We start from the raw sequence: 18,099 nt of genomic DNA, 5'->3' as shown, positions 1-18,099 counted from the left end.
CGCGCTACCTTGGAGCGGTGCCCATCAATTGCGATTTGCGATGGTGATATATAGGCGGAACGGCTCGTCCCGTGGCAATTGAGTGCACTGTCACCGTAATGCCCGTGCAGAGAAGGATAATGATGCAGACCATCATTTCCGCGCTCAAGACGAAGAATTTCGTCAAGGGAATCGAGTCCAGATGACGATTTTGTTGAAATCAACAATGTGATATTGGTCACGTCCTTCAGCGGTAGCTGCGATTTAGAGTCGCTGACGATGCAAGTTGATGGGGGAGACGTTGGGATGTTGGCCTCAATCTCGGCTACGTTTCTCAAACCGAACGGTTTTTGAATGTTTGGCAACGCTAAATCCGGGGTATTTCTGTGGCTCGTTTCCATTTCTTTTTTGTGAGCTTTTTATTGCTTTTGGCTCTGAACGGGGCAGCTCCTGCATCCGCCGCCGACCGTGTCGCGTTGGTGATTGGCAACGGTGTCTATCAAAAGGTGCCTACACTCCCTAACCCTCCACGGGATGCAACCGATATTGGTCGCGCCCTGGAAAGATTGAATTTCAGGGTGACCCGACTAAGCAACGCAAGCGCCGCCGAAATGCGAAAGGCGATAGTCGATTTTGGTCGCACGACCGAAGGGTCGGAGATGGCAGTCGTGTTCTATGCCGGACACGGCATGGAAGCAGGCGGCGAGAATTGGCTTATTCCGGTGGATGCTGAGTTACGCAGCGATGCCGACGTCGAGAGCGAAGCTGTCAGTCTGAGGTCGATTAACCTCCAGGTATCGAAGGCGCGCCAGCTTGGCCTCGTTATTCTTGATGCATGCCGCAATAATCCTTTTGCAGCCAAGATGCAGCGTTCGCTTCGTACGCGGGCTGTAACTCGCGGCTTAGCCCCGACCGAACCCACAGACAATGTCTTGGTAGCTTACGCAGCCCGCGACGGCACTACGGCCAACGATGGGGATGGGCGAAATAGCCCATTCACCACGGCACTGCTTCGGAACATCGAAACGCCGGGTCTTGAAATATCGTTTCTGTTTCGGAACGTTCGTGATGAGGTCATGTTGGCTACCAAGCGCGAGCAGCAACCATTCGTTTACGGCTCGCTTTCGAAAGAAGCGATTTACCTGAAACCTCCTGCGTCGCCAACGAGCGTCATTGCATCGACGACGACGAATGCACTGCCCCAGGTCGAACAAGGTCCTAACAAACAAAGACAAGATCCGGTCGCGGGCGGAGAACCAAATCGATTTACGCCAGACGATGCCCAACGCGTAGCGGCGATGGGATCTAAGCTGAAGCTGACGATGCCCGCATTCGCAATCGGCAACACCAAAGTCGATGTTCCTGTATCTTTTCGACGGTTCGTGGGCATTTGGGCAGGTAAGGTTGATAAGGGGGAAGGGCGTCAGAAAATGCTGATTCTGACCGAGGCCCTGTCTGATGGTCTGGTCCTAGGATATTATGTTTACGGGACTCCAGCTAACGGTTCTTGGGATAACGCCGCACCTGCTGGCTACGTAAATTTTGCGGGGAAGATTTCTGACAACGTGCTCCGATTCAATTCTGGGAAATACCCCGTGGAGGTTAAGCTCAGTGGAGCTAATGCAATGACGATGCGGCTCACCGATCCCGACAAAAAGTCGAAGAGCGACTCAATTAAATTCAGCCCAATTTGGCAGTTAGTTCCTCCAGATCACGAGGCGTCAGGGAAACGTCCCAGTGATCTGGACGAAAGCACTCGCGCGGCGAGAAAGAAAACTACCGTGATTTCACTCCCGTCTGACGAGCGCAAACCTGATCCCCCAAGCGCACGAGATTCAAGTCGGTCTACGCAAGCGCTTTACGCGAAATGTAGCGCCGAGGGGCACAGGCTTATGGGCAGCAAACACAAAAACGTTGGCTTTTCGAGAATTGAAGCCTGCGTACGAAACGGCGGCCAGATGTAGTTCAATGATTTTCTGTTGATGCGAAGGGCCGAGATTGACTGAATGACCGCCTCCCCTGCAGACGCCATCGCTACCCTACGCATTGAGATCAAGTACATCGAACCATTGATTTGGCGGCGCGTTGCGGTGCGCAACTCGATGAGCTTTGCCGCCCTCCACAAGGTTATCCAGGCTACCATGGGCTGGCTCGACTATCATCTTTGGGAATTTTCCGTTGACGAACAGGTATTACGGCGCACTGTCACCGTAATGCCAGCTCGTAGGGCGGATTAGCGCAGCGTAATCCGCCATCTTATTTCGAATGCAGTGGCGGATTACGCCTTCGGCTAATCCGCCCTACGCGCTGGCGGGCACAACGGCCGCGACGGCTGGCCTACCAACCTCAGATATGTATCCCGTCGTGGCGGATTGTAACTTTGAAGGCAACGCCATAGCGTCGCTGCGTAACGGCGTGCTGTTCGTCGGTGGCACAAACGATGCGACCCGCAGCGCTCCGGGCGTGCTTTACCGGAATGGTCTAGATGCGTCCGCAGCAATCGACGTTATCATCGACTTCAAACACGATTCTGGCTTCGGTAAGATCGGCCTAGTCGCGAACGGTGTACCCGGCCTTTGCACGATACCAGTCAGGTAATTGCGCCAGTTTCAGATGCCAGATTTGACGATGTTACGGTGACGGTGCACAAAACTGCTGGGTAAGTTAAATGCACTGTCACCCTAGTTGCCAGCAGGCCTATTCACCTAGGAGCACTTTGAAGAAGGCTTGGTTACGCTTCTTTGCGTTCTCGACCAGGGTGTCGAATCCGAACACCTGAATGAAGATGGCGTCCCGGTCTCGATAGCGAACGAAAACTTTCGGGTTCCAGCCATTTTGAAAATCGTGCTTGTAAAGAACATTGACCAACGAAGGTGTGAGGTCAGCAATCACGAACGCGAATCTTCGAACGATGTTCGCGAATGAAAAGTATGTTCCATCTGTTTTGGCGATGCCGCCTTCGGCGGTAGCCTTGTCTAGTGTGTTAATTACTTGAAGGACCGGGTCGCTTTTCTCGACGCCAAACACGTAATCGTCACGACTCGGTCGCTTGAATTCAACGATGGTCAAAGTGGTCCCGTCGTTGTCTCCCAAAATCATACTGTCATCGAAGAAAAGCAAATCAGAAACTTTATCGCCCTTTTTGCGACGGCCGCCGTGCAGAGTGCGGTCGCTAGAGACGTAGGGCAAGAACGCCAACGCATCGTCTATCAGCCACAGATTATGTTCGAAGTAGTCAACGCTGGCACTATCTGAGAATCGACGGAACACCAATTCGTGTATAGCGTCTTCTGGCGCGTGCTTACCATCGCCCTGAAAGCGCCGAGCGGCTTCCACCAAGGCGATGATATGCTTCCGGTGTATGACGTATTCGGCGAGGGATTCCTTTTTGCTCGCGTCGATCTTGGCAACAATTTGCTTGATTGTGGCCTCGTAATTGTCCGCGTCGGCTGAGGCAGCAACGATTTGCTTGGTTAGATCGGCGGTTGCGCGGTAACGCTCGATTGCTAGATCAGATATGAACTGTTCCGGCTTCCAATTGTTAGGCTTGGCGGCGACATAGTCCGTGACCGTCTTTCCTCTCAGCCCCAACTTCAGAATGGGGTTTTCGCGAAGCGCTTCTACCAATTCCACTGATTGATCGGTTTTAATCTTGTCAATTTGCGCGTGCTCTTCGAGTTGGATCACGTCGCTAATGCGCGATACAACGTCCTCGACGGTGCGGGGGCTCAGGTTTATCCCGGTGCGCGAGTCGTTTAGGCGGCTTTCGAATGCTTCCCCGCGCACAACGGCGATCACGACATAGCGCTCGTTATCCTCGCCGACGAAGAATGGTTGACCAAGCTTATTAGTTAGATCGCGCGGCGAGCCAACTATGCGGTCGGCGGCGGACAACAGTAGGCAGTGATTCTTGAATTGCTGCGTGCGCGGCAATTTCGCGAGCGAATATGAGAGTTCTTCGGGCGCACCGTCAATTTCGCAAACGATTGTACCCTGCGCAAACTGCTTAAACATGCCCTGAAAGCGGCTGCGAATATCGATAGGCTTGTCGTTATCAAACTGGATTACGATTTGCGGTAGCCAGCGGTACAGGAAATAGGGCAGGAAGTGCGCCCCGATTTCACCCGCTATTTCGTCGGCATTCAAGGTTGCAATCAGGTCGTGCCAATTTGTGAGAGGTTGGTCATACGTGACGGCAAGACCGGCGCCGTCGAAGCCGGGTTGATCGTCTAGAAGAATGAATTCTTCCTTCTGCGTGATATCAAATCGAAACGACCGAACGTCGCTTTGTCCGAAGAACGAAAAGCGGCTGTGATACATGACTCTCGCGAAGACTTTGAATGCGATGAAGCGGCCGAAGCCGCGACCCTTCTGACGCAATTTGTGGCCGCTGAATGGCGTCTTAAATGAGCGATAGTTGTCTTCGGTGAGTCCGGCCCCGTTGTCAGAGACGGAAATGACAATCTTGTTTGGATTGGTCCAATCCCTGAATTTGACTGTAATGACCCCCTGCCGCTCTGCGGTGGAAGTGTCTACGAAAGCCTCTTCAATGCCGTGCATAGCATTCGAGATGGATTCGAAGATCGGCAAGAGGAAGCCGTGAAGGGTCGCCTGCAAATGGGTGCGCGACAACACGGCTAACATGTCCGGCTTCAACAGCGTGTCGGTTACCAGTTTGTCCATTGCCCCGCCCAAAGACTTAAAATATTGAAGGCACCCTACAACACCCCTCAGTTGTGGTTCAATACGTGCGACGCGCTAATCGCTTACGCCCTTGTCGTCTAACTTCACGGTCGACGAATGCCAGCAACGCGGGAGTCGCCAACGGGCGGGCCGACGCAGTAGACGAGAACGGTCTTAAAGCCCGCCACCCGTCGAGCATCCGCTCCGGTCAAATCTGCTAGCAATCGCCCTGCGCGTTCAGGCTAATTTATTCAACCAGATCAACGTGATTTGCCCTGTCCAGTCCCTCCAACAAAAATATTCCTCTTCCCATCTCCCCCCAAATCAGCGGCATAACTCCCGCCATCCCGTCCCGGTAGAGGGGCGTTGGCCATCGTCACGAACGTTGGGGCGGGATGCGGTGGACGCGGCAGCGTCGGGCGCGTGGTCGTGTTCGCAGGGCGGGCTTTGGTCCGTGAGCGAACAGAGCGTGCAGACGACTGGCGGTGCTGCGTACGGCAAAACCGTGTGGTCCTGGCACCCGTTGCTGGTGTCAAGCTGACGGAGGGGCGTCGACCCAACCGGGTTTTGACAATCCTTCAATCCGTCAGCGACGGTGACAAGACGAATTCGTCGCCGGGGAGAGCACGGTATAAGCCGTAAAACCATTGCGCGGGGAATGCCGGACTGCTCCGACTGTACCTGTATGCTCGTGTGCGTTTTTCGCACATTTTTGCACACGAGACCGCGGGTGCAGCAAGCACCCGGCATTCCCTGCGCCCTCTTACTTTTTGGGCGAATGATTTTGGAAAAGCTCGGGCGCATCGCGCCGCGAGATTGCGGAGTTGTATTCAGTGGAAGCCACGTCATTGCGAGCCAACGGGTCGCGCGAATGCGCGCCCGATGACAGGCTCCGCCGAAGCAATCCATCTTTCGGTATGGAGGTGACAATGGATTGCTTCGCTTCGCTCGCAACGACGGCCCCCTTACCTGAAGCGCTCGGCCCCTTAACTCGGAACAATTCGCAACAAACCTGCTTCTGCAAGCGAGTAGCGACTAGGGTTGTGGATGGCCGCTTGATGTTAACCGATGGGCTGCTAAACCGCCGCCCATGAACGCACACGACCACAGCACCAAATCGAACGTCGCCGCGATTTCGATCTTCGCCAGCGCCGGCATGGCCGCGGCGAAATTCGTGGTCGGAATCCTCATCGGCAGCCTGGCGCTGATCTCGGAGGCGCTGCACTCGTCGGTCGACGTGGTCGCGACCGTCATCACCTGGCTGGTGGTGCGGGTGTCCGACCGCCCCGCGGACGACGAACATCATTACGGCCACGGCAAGATCGAGAGCCTGTCCGCGCTCGGCGTCATTGCGATGCTGTACGTGCTCGCCGGCGGCATCCTGGTCGAATCCTGGAGCCGCCTGACCGAAGGCGCGCCGCCGCCGACGCTGTCGGCGATCCCGTTCGTGGTGCTGCTGATCGACATCGCCGTCAATTTCTGGCGGGCGCGGGCGCTGCATCGCGCCGCGCGCGACACCAAAAGCCAGGCGCTGGCCGCCGACGCGCTGCATTTTGCCTCCGACGTGCTGGGTTCGATCGCCGTCATCATCGGTCTCGCGCTTTCGGGGCTGGGCCACGTCTGGGGTGACGCCGCGGCTGCGATCGCGGTTGCGGTGATGATATCGGTCCTGGGATTGCGGCTGGGGCGATCCACCATTGAAACCCTGCTCGATCGCGCGCCGGAAGGTGCCGCGGAGAAAGCCACCGCGGCGATCCGCTCGGTGCCCGGCGTGGTCGGCGTCGAGCGGCTGCGCGTGCGCATGGTCGGGCCGACCCATTTCATCGACGCCATCGCAAAAGTGCCGCGGACCTACCCGATCGACCGCGTCGAGCAGATCAAGCGGACGGCGCAGGATGCCGTGACCAGGGCGCTCGGCGACGCCGACCTCACCTTCACCGCGGTGCCGGTCGCGCGCGACAATGAGAGCGTGCGCGAGCGCATCATGGTGATCGCCCGCAATTCGGGTCTCGCCATTCACCACGTCACCGTGCACAATCTCGGCGACAAGCTCATTGTCGGCATCGACCTCGAAGTCGACGGCGAGATGGCGCTGACGGCCGCCCACGCCATCGCGCACGAACTGGAGCGGAGCATCCGCGAGGATTTTGGCGAGGACGTCGAGGTCGACACCCACATCGAGCCGCTGGAGCCGGAACTGCCGCACGGCACCGACGCCGCGCCCGGGCGCGTCGAGGCCGTCAAGGCCGCGCTGTCGCGCTTTGCCGCCGACGGCGCCATCCACGACATCCATAATGTGCGGGTGCGCAACACCGACGCCGGCGAAATCGTCAACTTCCATTGCCGCGCCGCGCCCTCGATGAGCGTCATCAAGGTCCACGAGAAAGTCGACGAGATCGAGCGCGCGTTGCGCCGCGCGTTTCCCTCCATCAAGCGCGTGATCAGTCACGCCGAACCGCCGCACGCGTAAAATTACGGACCCGTTCCCGTTTCGGACTCACGCATGGAGTCCCGATTCCCCGTTGGACAAGATTTATTTCGCATTAACGAATCGTTGACTCTCGACAGCTCCGGAAAACTGGATTCAAATCGCCTTGATTCGGAAGCGGCGTGGGGCTCCTTCCGGACATTGTGCAAAATGAATATTGTGGGGGTTTAGGGCATGGCGCGCGCGCATGCGGCGAACGCGTGCGTCCAATCCGATTCGATCAAGGGATTGGCGCAATCGATCGCGAAACCTGCCTATCACAGGCTGCTGACCGCGGAGCCTGCGCTCCGCCGGGCGGTACCTACCCTCATCATCGCCTTCCTGATCACCATCTGTCTCGGCGCCTTCGTGCAGGTGATCGACCAGAGCCGGCAAAAACGCGCCGCGATGAAGCTCAACCTCTCGGCGCTCTCCGACATGCTGGCCGAGCGCCTCGACCGCGTCGCCTCGGTCCGGCAGGATCGCGTGACGAGCATCGAGCGCCTGCAGGCGTTGCTGCCCGATCTCATTCCACCGTGGGGCTTCGCCGCCGGGCGTCATGTCATCATCACCGGCGCGGACCATCGCGTTCTGGCCCGCGTCCCCGTCGAGAGCCTCGGCGACGGCGACCGCATCCTCGACGTCATCAGCACCGCGCAGCTGCTCGCCGCGCCCGGCCAGCAGGGCACCGTCAGCGACATGATCCTGCCCAACGGCAACGGCGCGATGGCCATTTCGCGGCTGGTCAAATCGCTGCCCGGCCAGGTCATCGTCATCCAGGAAAAAATCGAACCGCTGTGGGGCTCCGATGCTGCGCTTTCGGTGACGCTCTCCGCGACCACCGGCTTCGTCGTGCTGATCCTCGGCTTTGCCTTCCACTGGCAATCGACCCGTGCCCGCGAGGGCGATCTCATCAATGACGCGGTGCGCGGCCGGATCGATACCGCGCTCAACCGCGGACGCTGCGGCTTGTGGGACTGGGATCTGTCGCGCGGCCGGATATTCTGGTCGGCGTCGATGTTCACCATGCTGGGGCTGGACTCCCGTAACGACCTGCTCACCTTCGGCGAGGTCAACGCGCTGGTGAAATCCGACGACATCGACCTGTTCGAGATCGCCGACCAGCTGATCTCCGGCCAGATCCACCACATCGACCAGACCTTCCGCATGCAGCACACCGAGGGCCACTGGATCTGGCTGCGCGTCCGCTGCGAACTCAGCCAGGCCGCCGCCGATAACGGCCTGCACCTGATCGGCATCGCCGTCGACATCACCGAGCAGAAGAGCCTCGCGGAGAAGACGGTGGAGGCCGATCTGCGGCTGCGCGACGCGATCGAGACCATTCCCGAAGCCTTCGTGCTGTGGGACGCCGAAGACCGCCTCGTGCTCTGCAACTCGCACTTCCAGCGCCTGCACAAGCTTCCGGACTCGGCGGTCACGCCGGGCACCTCCTATGAGACCGTGATCGAGGTCGGCAGCATGCCGGAGGTCCGCACCCGGCTGCAGGAGACCGGCGCACAGGCGCCGGGAGCGCGCACGTTCGAGGCGCAGCTCGACGACGGCAGCTGGCTGCATATCAGCGAGCGCCGCACCAAGGATGGCGGCTATGTTTCGGTCGGCACCGACATCACCCGCATCAAGGAGCACGAGCAGAAGCTCGTCGACAACGATTTGCGCCTGCGCGCCAACGTGCTCGACCTGAAGCGTTCGCAGGCCGAGCTTGCCGACCTTGCCGAAAAATACTCGCAGGAGAAGAACCGCGCCGAGGAAGCCAACCATTCCAAATCGAAATTCCTGGCCAATATGAGCCACGAATTGCGCACGCCGCTCAACGCCATCATCGGATTCTCCGAAATCATGGGAAGCGGCATGTTCGGAACGCTCGGTTCCGACAAGTATCAGGAATACTGCCACGACATCCTCACCAGCGGCAAATATCTGCTCGAAGTCATCAACGACATCCTCGACATGTCGAAGATCGAAGCCGGCCGCATGAAGCTCGACATGGAGCCGCTGGATCTGCCGAAGATACTGGCGGAATCGCTGCGCGTGGTGTCCGGACGCGCCGAGGACAAGCATCTGACGCTGGACGCGGATTTCGAAAGCGCGATTTCCGTGGTGGCCGATCGCCGCGCCGTCAAGCAGATCATCGTCAATCTGTTGTCCAATGCCGTGAAGTTCACCCCCGACGACGGCAAGGTCATCGTCCGCAGCCAGGTTTTGAGCGATTCAATCGTGCTTGTCATCGCCGACACCGGCATCGGGATCGCCCCGGATTCGCTGCGGCGGCTGGGCAAGCCGTTCGAGCAGGTCGAGAGCCAGCTCACCAAGACCTACCAGGGCTCGGGACTGGGGCTGGCGATTGCGAGGTCGCTGACCAATCTGCACGGCGGCACGATGCGGCTGCGCTCGAAACTCGGCACCGGCACCGTCGTTCGCATCACGCTGCCGCGCGATGGGCGAAAGGCGAAGGAAAAGGTTCAGGTAGCCACTTGATGTGGCGCGTTTGCGCTCAATCCACCGCAGCTCCAATCGTACTCGCTGCTCGCCATCCAATCGGCTTCGGCTTGGTAGAGAGCCTCGATCGACCGGGTCGCAGGCGGCGGCGGCCTTAATCGTCCCAAATGCGCTCACCGCACCGGCATTCGTACATGCGAAGGGTTTTGCCCGTGCGCGGGTCAAGCATTACCTGAACGATGGTGGGCCGATCACCGCAGCGAATGCACTTGAGCTCTTCCTTAGTCTCCTCGCCGATCAGCTTGCGAGCACTAAAAAAGTTCATGTCGTGCCCCTAATGGGTATCCAACAGGACGACGGAACTTGGTTCCGGAAATTGGCTTAATAGTGAATATTTCGTGGCTCCATCGTAGAATTACTGCGCTCGGAGCAAGACCGGTGAACAGCTTGCTGCCGGGTTTGTCCCCTTTCAAGACACGCCATTGAACCTGTAGACTGTCACCTTGGAGCGAGGTCCCCCACCGCAAAGGATTTGTGATGGAACGGGCAAGGTTCGGTAAAGTCAGGATTTCCGCGTTTGGCAGCGCCCGGAGTACTGCGACCTACTTGGTCGAACTTTTGATACTCGCCGCGAGTTACATTGGCCTTGCCGGGTCCGCGCTGTTGCTACCCGCGATTAATCCGGCCGGGACGCCGTTGTGGCCACCAACCGGCTTCGCGCTCGCGCTGGTCCTGCTGCGCGGCTATCGGATTTGGCCCGCGATTTTAGTGGGCTCTCTCTCGCCTTACCTCATGGCCGGCCGATCGCTCCTGGAGTTGGGCTCAGTCGGGATCGGTACTCTCCTCGCTGCGTCTGCCGGGGCATGGCTGATTGGTCGCTGGTCGAACGGTCACCAGACGTTTGATACCCCCTCTAATGTCGCAAAGTTTGCAATCATTTCCTTTGCGCCGACCACGATAATTAGTTCAACCGTCGCCCTGGCGGGATTCATTCCCGCCAACACACCCGGTTTTTCCGATTCTGTCGTCACCTGGTTAACCTGGTGGCTTGCAGACGCGGCCGGGACCTTGGTTATTGCTCCGGTCGTCGTGCTCTGGGCGACGATGCCTTTGCGCGGTTTTTCCGAATGGAAGCTGCTGGAATCCGTCGCAGTCTCTGTTCTCGTGAGCGTCATCGGGATCGTTGCTTACAGCCCGCTCATCGGCAGTAACCTCATCAGCGATGACCTCAACGTGCCGCTGCCGTATCGGAGTCTTCTTGGCTTTCTGGTTTTACTACCGTTGATGTGGGCTGGTTTGCGCGGTAATCAACGCAACGTCGCCTCAGCCGCGCTCATTTTCTTCGGAATCGCCGTGTGGGGTTTCTCGGTGGGTAGCGATCCATTTCCAAAAACGGATCTGAATGGAGCCCTGTTATCGTTGCTCGTGCTTTCGATCAGCGTAACAGCGCCGCCTCTCGCGTTGGCTGCAGCAATTTCGACACGCCAAAACACCGAAGCCCATTTGCTTTCTGTGCAGAACCAATTGAACCGTCAGATTGAACGGAAAACTTTGGTGCTCAACAGCGTCAAACGCCACTTCCAAACTTTAATCGAAGGCGTTGTCGACTATGCAATTTTTGCGCTCGACAAAGAAGGGCACGTTGCAAGCTGGAATAGCGCCGCACAAAACATCATGGGCTACACCGCGGACGAAATTATCGGCAAGCATTTTGGAATATTTTATCGACCGGACGAGCGCCGCGCGGGCGCACCAACCCGCGCACTGGAATTGGCAATCCAAAGAGGCAAGCACGAAGTTGAGGGTTGGCGCATCAGAAAAAATGGCACGCCGTTTTTCATCACCGGCTCGGTCTCGTCGAACCGTGATGACGCTGGAAATCTGGCCGGCTTTATCAATATCCTCCGGGATGCAACCGAGCGACGCGACGCGGAGGAGAAACTGGTCCAGGCACGCGAACAGCTTGCGATGTCGCAGAAAATGGAGGCAATCGGCAAACTGACTGGCGGGATTGCGCACGACTTCAACAATCTATTGATGATCATTGGAGGTAGCGCTCAGATCTTTGCACGCCTACTTGATCCGAAACTGCCAAAAGCAATCGAAGCCATACAGACCGCGGCCAAGCGCGGAGAAAGTCTCACACGCCAATTATTGACATTCTCTCGTCATCAGCATCTTAGCCCGACGGTCGTCGATTTGAATGCTTCCATAAAGAACATGCGGACCATGATTGAAAGCTCGCTGCGCGGGAACATTGTGTACAACGAAAATATTGGTGACGGGGTTTGGCCGGTTAAAGTGGACCTCGCCGAACTGGAACTTGCGATTGTCAATATCGCCGTCAATGCCCGCGACGCAATGCCTAACGGCGGCACGTTCACGCTATCCGTCAACGAGGTGACCGCAAATCAGGAGATCGGCGCCTTCCTTGCGATAACGTTTAGCGATACGGGCACTGGTATTCCGCCAAATCTTCTGTCCAAGATGTTCGATCCTTTTTTCACAACCAAAGAGGTCGGCAAAGGAACCGGGCTCGGTTTGTCGCAGGTATATGGTTTTGCGCACCAGGCCGGTGGAACGGTGACGGCAAACAGCGAGGTCGGAAAAGGAACAACGATTACGGTCTATTTACCGTCTTGTGCGGACGAGCAAATCACCAGCAAAGAGGCCTCCGCTGCTAAAACAAGAACACAGCATTCGCAACGGCAGACGGTCCTCGTTGTCGACGACAGCGCTGATGTGGCGGAAGTAACATCCTCGATGTTCGAGCATTTGGGCTATGAGACCATCTATCGAGATTCGGCCGAAGCGGCATTAAAACTGCTGGAAGCCGGGACGAAGATCGATCTCGTCTTCAGCGATATCGTCATGCCAGGGACCATCGACGGTGTCGGACTTACGAGAGAAATCCGTTCGCGGTATCCCAATTTGCCGGTGGTCCTTACGACCGGTTACAGCGATGCGGCAAACGCAGCTCCCCCAAATGTAAGGGTACTGCGTAAGCCGTTCGATACCGAGGCGCTAAGAGATTTTATCCATGATATTACGCCTCTGAGATTATTGAAACCATCCGGCGTGCCGCCAACGTCAAGCACGGCTAGCGCTTTGCGCAGAAGTTGATCGACCGTGGCCGGCGGCTGTACCGACGCAGTAATCGAACAGGCTTCTTTTGTTACAGTGCATGAGTCCGGTTTTGGCGCTTTTCGAACCTCTCGCGATGTCCGACTTGAGTCCGGCGTGCCCACCATAGCGGACGTCCGCCGACCACTCCGAATTATGGGTTCACGCCCTCGATCAGCCTCCGGAACAGCGAGAACTGAAAATGCTGAATGGCGGCCCATGGGGTCGCATGATCGTGGAGGCGGGTGTGAAGCAATTCGAAATCACCTCCCAGCACCTTGCCGAGGCTCGCGGCGTCATGACGGACGATCGGCAAGCCGCTGCAACGCTCGGGCCCATTCATCGCGAACGTGCCGATGATGACATGGCCGCCCGGCCTGACGGCCTTCTCAAGCCGCTCGACATAAGCGGTTTGATCGGCCGCTGTGGTGAGGAAATGGAAGGCTGCGCGGTCATGCCAGATATCGAAAAGCTGTGTCGGGTGCCATTCTGTGACATCTGCTGCGATCCACCGCGCCCTCGTCGCCCTGTCACCGAGCCGGGTCCTGGCAGCGTCAAGCGCCGCTTCCGACAGATCCAATACGGTCACATTGATGAAGCCGCGGTCGATCAGCGCATCAACGAGATGTGACGCTCCCCCGCCGATGTCCACGACGGCGGCGGCAGGCGCAGGCCTGGCAAGGTCGATCAATTCGAGCGAGGGTGCGGGGCTCTCCTGAAACCAACTGACCTCGTTCTCCGCCTTCGTGCGGTAGACATTATCCCAATGGGCCTTTCGGCTCGCATCGTTCATAAGCTTTTCTCCGACCCGCGATCACAGGGAATGCTGGAATGGCCACGCCTCCGATACTCAGCGACAAGCATACCACTTCCCCTCGGTGTTTGAACCTGCCGCGCTTTGCGTGAGGCGAGACAGCAAAAGAATATCCCAACGACCGATGTGCCCGCGGTCTGCATATTGGGCCCGGACGGCGATCTTGTGGGCAGTCTTCGCAGGACGGGAAAGGCCAGGAGATTTGAGGGCTGGCCTCGCTATCACACCGAATTGGACACCTTCGAGCTTGCGGACCGAGAGGTCGGCCTTGTCGGACGCGTCGTCGAGCCGGCGTATAGTGGTGCCGGCTTACGCCGACAGTTTCAAACCGCGGTTAAGCCGCCATCGACTGGGAGGTCCACGCCTGCGATGAAGCTTGCTTCGTCAGAAGCGAGGAACAAGGCGGTCGACGCGATCTCCTCCGGGCGGCCGAGCCGCCCGAACGGGACGGCCGCGGCGAACTGGGCGCGGGCTTGATCAGCCCCCTCTTTGGTCGGCGCCTGCTGCTCGAAGATCGGCGTGTCGATCGGGCCCGGGCTGATCGCATTGACCCGGATGCGACGATCCTTCAACTCCGCCGTCCAGCTGCGGACGAAGGAGCGGACTGCCGCCTTGGTGGCGCTGTAGGCCGTGAAGCCGGGGATGCCCTTGTTTTCGGCGATCGAGGTGATCACAATGATCGCCCCGCCGTCATTCAAAAGCGGCAGGGCCTTCTTCACCGTGAAGGCCAAAGCCCGCGTGTTAATCGCAAAGAGCTTGTCGAAGCGTTCCTCCGTCATCTCGGCGAGCGGCTGAGGATCGACGATACCCGCCCCGGCAAAGAGGACATCGATCTTGCCCTTCTCGCTGGCAATCCTGGCGTAGAGCCGGTCGAGATCGGCGAGGTTGGACACGTCACCTCGCACGGTAGCGACGCTGCGGCCGATCAGCGATACCGCCTTGTCCAGTTCCGTCTGGCGGCGCCCGGTGATGTAGACGAAGGCGCCTTCTTCAACGAAGCGCTTCGCGGTGGCGAGACCTATTCCGCTGCTGCCGCCAGTGACGAGGGCAACTTTTCCTTGGAGCTTTGGCATTGAAATCCTCTTTGCAAGATGGAAACGGCCGCGCTTGGGCCTGTCGGGAAAACAGCGCGCCGGACGGTTGGAGCGCTCGGGAAACGATCGCCTGGGGCTGGCTCAGACGGAGCACATGCCGCCATCGACCAGCAGTTCGCTGCCGGCGACGAAGCTGCTGTCCTCAGACGCCAGGAACAGCATCGCGGCCGCGATCTCTTCCGGCCGCGCCATGCGGCCGAGCGGGATGCTCGCGGCATGCTTGGCGCGGACCGCGGCCGCCTCATCGGGCGAACTGGCCTGGGCATCGATCAGCGGCGTGTCGCAAGGACCCGGCGTGATCGTATTGACCCGGACGCCGCGGTCCTTGAGCTCCATCGTCCAGGTCCGGGCATAGGAGCGCAGTGCTGTCTTGGAGGCGGCGTAGGCGCTGCGACCGGGGAAGCCGCGCAGGGAGGCGATCGTGCTGGTCAGGATGACGGATGCGCCATTGTTCAGGAGCGGCAGCGACTTCTGCACCGTGAACAGCACGCCGCGGGCGTTGACGTCGAAATTGTGGTTGAAGCTCTCGATGGTGACATCGGTAAGTTTCACGCTGTCGACGGCGCCGATATTGGCGACCACCACGTCGAGCTTGCGGCCATCGGAAGCGACCCTGGCGTAGAGGCGGTCGAGATCCTCGAGCTTGCGGACGTCGCCCTGGACGCCCGCGATGTTCCGGCCGATCGAGGTAACCGTCTTGTCCAATTCGTCCTGACGGCGGGCGAAGATGTAGACGAACGCCCCTTCGGCGACGAACCGCTGTGCCGCTGCCAGTCCAATCCCGCTGGTGCCGCCGGTAATCACGGCGACCTTGTTCTGTAGTCTCGACATCGTTGCTTCCTCAATCGCTGGAGTCGGGCGCGGCGCGAGCCGTTCCCTTGAAGACCGCAGCCTAGCGGCGCCCTGCCGCCACCGTCGTGTCAGCAGCCGCGGCGGAATAGCAGTCATTCCAGGATGGAATTATCGCTCGGGCGCGTCAGCTAAAGCCGTCCGTCCGATTTCCCGAGCCTCCAGTTTCTGAGCTTGAATCACGTCTGCGGCGGCCCCATCAACCCGAAATGGCCAGTCGCAGAGCCGCTAATGCTCTGACTACACTTCCGCTTTCGTCAGCAAAGCGGACTTGGCCGGACGTGTGGCCGGCTCACTTCGGTCGCGAATGATATTTTCAAGCGTGTGCTTGGAAAATGGTGGTAGGCTGACGCATCGAGCATCGGGGTGGACAACTGGATAACGCGGACCGTGCGACCGGCCCAAGGCAAATCAAGTGAGTATGGCGGGTTGAAGTGCGATTGGATGAAGCGGCTCTAGAAGCCGCGCTGGCGTTGATCGTGTGACGACCAGCTTCATGACAGGCCGGCTCTATTGATATCGTAATCCCGGTGATAGGGGCCCCTTCATTACAAGAAACAAACGCACCCGTATTTCCCGACGTGTTTCTCACTAGGACTCGCCATGAAAGAGCTTCACGGAAAAGTTGCGGTGATCACAGGTGCGGCCAGTGGATTTGGTCGTGAATTTGCGATCCGTTGTGCCGACGAAGGAATGAAGGTTATTCTCACAGATATCGATACAGGTGGCTTAGGTACCACCGTCGCGCTGCTCAAGCCCGGCACCGAGTCCCTCGTGATTGGCAGCGACGTCTCAAGTGCCGACAGCATTGAGCATCTAGCAAGGTCGACATACGACCGCTTTGGCGCATGCCACCTGCTCTTCAACAACGCGGGCGTGGGAACGGCGGGGCCGATCTGGACGGCCACGCTCGACGACTGGAAGTGGACGTTGGGTATCAACGTGATGGGCGTGGTTCACGGGTTGCGCAGCTTCGTGCCGCGCATGCTGGCGCAAAAGGAAGAGTCTTACATCGTCAACACAGCCTCCGCAGCGGGTCTGCTTGCGCCCCCGGGCTCCGGCGTCTATGCCGCGAGCAAACACGCCGTCGTCGCGATCACGGAATGCCTTCATCACGAGCTGCGCGGCCAGAATGCGCCGATCGGCGTTTCCGTGCTATGCCCCGCATTTGTTGATACCGGGATATCGAACTCCGAACGCAACCGGCCCGCGGAACTCGCGGACTCCAATCCGGAAGCGGAACAGTACTCGGATCGCATCAGACAGGCGATCAAATCAGGAAAGCTTTCCGCCGCCGACATCGCAAGGATCACGATCGACGCGGTGAAGGACGGGCGCTTCTATATTCTGACGCACCCGAACGTGAAAATCGCGGTGGAAATCAGGATGAACGATATTCTGTTGGATCGGCAGCCGACCAATACATCGCAGCGCTGACGTCGCCGATTTTCCGCAATTGTTCATCGGCGCGTCGTTGTGGCATCGTTCGCGCCAATGTCGCATCTTGGCACATCGCGTCATTTCGCTCCGATGCAGAATTTGGTCTCTATCGGTGCACAGCGGACATCGATCAGGCAGCACCGACCAAGCTCAATTCATAGGCACGCCAGCTTTCACTCCAGCGTCGGCGCGACTTCGCGGGCGACCTGCACCAGCGCAGCGATCAGCGGCGTCATCGGGTCGCGCTGCGGGATCACGAGGCCAATGCTGTAATTGACCGCGGGATCGACGATCGGAATGCTGCGGACGGTATCCGCAAGGCCCAGCGTCTCCGCGAGTTTGGCGGGCATCACGCTGGCCCAGCGGCCGGTCTTGACGTGGGTATAGAGCACGAGCAGCGAATTTGAGGTCAGCGTAGGCGTCGCCTCGGCGCCGACCGAAAGCAGCGCGCGATCGATGATGCGCCGGTTCTGCATGTCAGGGGTCAGCAGGCACAGCGGCACTTGCCCCACTTCCTTCCAGGTGACCTGCTTGCGGTCGCCGAACATGCCGTCGGGTGCCGTCAGCAGACGATAGCTCTCGTTATAGAGCGGAATGGTGCGAACCCGGCCGATCGGCTCGTTCTCGATATAGGTCAGGCCGGCATCGACCTCGAGATTTTCCAAAAGACCCAGCACGTCGGCGGAGGTGCAGGACTGAATCCGGAAGCGCACGTCCGGATGGCGCGCGCGGAACGGCGTGGTCAGCGATGCCACCATGCCGAGCACGGTCGGGATCGCCGCGATCCGGATTTCGCCGGACAGCTTGTCCTTCAGCCCGTTGATCTCCTGCTTCATCGCGCGGGCGTCGCCGACGATGCGCCGCGCCCAGTCGAGCGTGCGCTCGCCCTCCGGCGTAAAGCCCTGGAAGCGGGAGCCGCGCTGCACCAGCATCACGCCGAGGATTTCCTCGAGCTGCTTGAGGCTGGTCGACATCGTCGGCTGGGTGACGCCGCAGGCCTCGGCGGCCCGTCCGAAATGACGTTCCTTGGCCAGCGCGAGCAGAAGTTCAAGCTTGTCGATCAAGAAGGGAGCCTCACAGGATAGGTAGAATAGCCGTCATGAATATCACGGTCGCTGCCGGACCCATACGCCAAAAGCCGCGCCTTGGGCGCGCGATTTTCACATTCATTGCATTTCCAAATCGCCCGATTT

Annotated in this window: 11 protein-coding genes; 6 read left to right on the top strand and 5 right to left on the bottom strand. The window is 58.8% G+C overall.

Going from position 1 to position 18,099, the window contains the following annotated elements:
• Positions 1 to 365 precede the first annotated feature (365 nt).
• Both V1289_RS39365 and V1289_RS39360 read left to right on the top strand, forming a co-directional pair.
• Entirely contained in the window at positions 366 to 1,943 is a 1,578-nt protein-coding gene (locus V1289_RS39365) for a caspase family protein (RefSeq protein ID WP_334404425.1), read from the top strand.
• Positions 1,944 to 1,985: 42 nt separating this feature from the next.
• The gene (locus V1289_RS39360; protein ID WP_334404423.1) at positions 1,986 to 2,216 is read left to right on the top strand and encodes an IS1096 element passenger TnpR family protein; all 231 of its coding nucleotides are present in this window, start codon (positions 1,986 to 1,988) and stop codon (positions 2,214 to 2,216) included.
• Between the two features lie 460 nt (positions 2,217 to 2,676).
• On the opposite strand, the gene V1289_RS39355 is transcribed toward V1289_RS39360, so the two are convergent.
• Positions 2,677 to 4,662, bottom strand: a complete 1,986-nt coding sequence (locus V1289_RS39355) for an ATP-binding protein (RefSeq protein WP_334404421.1) — start codon at positions 4,660 to 4,662, stop codon at positions 2,677 to 2,679.
• 1,090 nt (positions 4,663 to 5,752) lie between these two features.
• On the opposite strand from V1289_RS39355, the gene V1289_RS39350 reads away from it, so the two are divergent.
• From V1289_RS39350 to V1289_RS39340, 3 genes are all read left to right on the top strand, one after another.
• The gene (locus V1289_RS39350) at positions 5,753 to 7,132 is read left to right on the top strand and encodes a cation-efflux pump (RefSeq protein WP_334404419.1); all 1,380 of its coding nucleotides are present in this window, start codon (positions 5,753 to 5,755) and stop codon (positions 7,130 to 7,132) included.
• A gap of 192 nt (positions 7,133 to 7,324) precedes the next feature.
• Entirely contained in the window at positions 7,325 to 9,625 is a 2,301-nt protein-coding gene (locus V1289_RS39345; RefSeq protein WP_334404417.1) for a PAS domain-containing sensor histidine kinase, read from the top strand.
• A gap of 498 nt (positions 9,626 to 10,123) precedes the next feature.
• Positions 10,124 to 12,709 (top strand): MASE1 domain-containing protein, encoded by a 2,586-nt coding sequence (locus V1289_RS39340; protein WP_334404415.1) that lies wholly within the window; start codon positions 10,124 to 10,126, stop codon positions 12,707 to 12,709.
• A 154-nt stretch (positions 12,710 to 12,863) separates the two neighbouring features.
• On the opposite strand, the gene V1289_RS39335 is transcribed toward V1289_RS39340, so the two are convergent.
• From V1289_RS39335 to V1289_RS39325, 3 genes are all read right to left on the bottom strand, one after another.
• Positions 12,864 to 13,502 carry a class I SAM-dependent methyltransferase gene (locus V1289_RS39335; protein ID WP_334404413.1) on the bottom strand — a complete coding sequence of 213 codons (639 nt, stop codon included), beginning with the start codon at positions 13,500 to 13,502 and terminating at the stop codon, positions 12,864 to 12,866.
• A gap of 344 nt (positions 13,503 to 13,846) precedes the next feature.
• Positions 13,847 to 14,596 carry an SDR family NAD(P)-dependent oxidoreductase gene (locus V1289_RS39330; RefSeq protein ID WP_334404411.1) on the bottom strand — a complete coding sequence of 250 codons (750 nt, stop codon included), beginning with the start codon at positions 14,594 to 14,596 and terminating at the stop codon, positions 13,847 to 13,849.
• A 102-nt stretch (positions 14,597 to 14,698) separates the two neighbouring features.
• Positions 14,699 to 15,448, bottom strand: a complete 750-nt coding sequence (locus V1289_RS39325; RefSeq protein WP_334404409.1) for an SDR family NAD(P)-dependent oxidoreductase — start codon at positions 15,446 to 15,448, stop codon at positions 14,699 to 14,701.
• Between the two features lie 621 nt (positions 15,449 to 16,069).
• On the opposite strand from V1289_RS39325, the gene V1289_RS39320 reads away from it, so the two are divergent.
• Positions 16,070 to 16,903 carry an SDR family NAD(P)-dependent oxidoreductase gene (locus V1289_RS39320; RefSeq protein ID WP_334404407.1) on the top strand — a complete coding sequence of 278 codons (834 nt, stop codon included), beginning with the start codon at positions 16,070 to 16,072 and terminating at the stop codon, positions 16,901 to 16,903.
• A 176-nt stretch (positions 16,904 to 17,079) separates the two neighbouring features.
• On the opposite strand, the gene V1289_RS39315 is transcribed toward V1289_RS39320, so the two are convergent.
• On the bottom strand, positions 17,080 to 17,970 hold the full coding sequence (locus V1289_RS39315; protein WP_334404405.1) for a LysR family transcriptional regulator: 891 nt from the start codon (positions 17,968 to 17,970) through the stop codon (positions 17,080 to 17,082).
• Between the last annotated feature and the right edge of the window lie 129 nt (positions 17,971 to 18,099).

The organism is Bradyrhizobium sp. AZCC 2289 (assembly GCF_036924615.1).
In the GTDB taxonomy this organism is placed as follows: domain Bacteria; phylum Pseudomonadota; class Alphaproteobacteria; order Rhizobiales; family Xanthobacteraceae; genus Bradyrhizobium.
The sequence above is the reverse complement of the archived record's forward strand: the minus strand, read 5'-3'. Positions and strand labels throughout refer to the sequence as shown.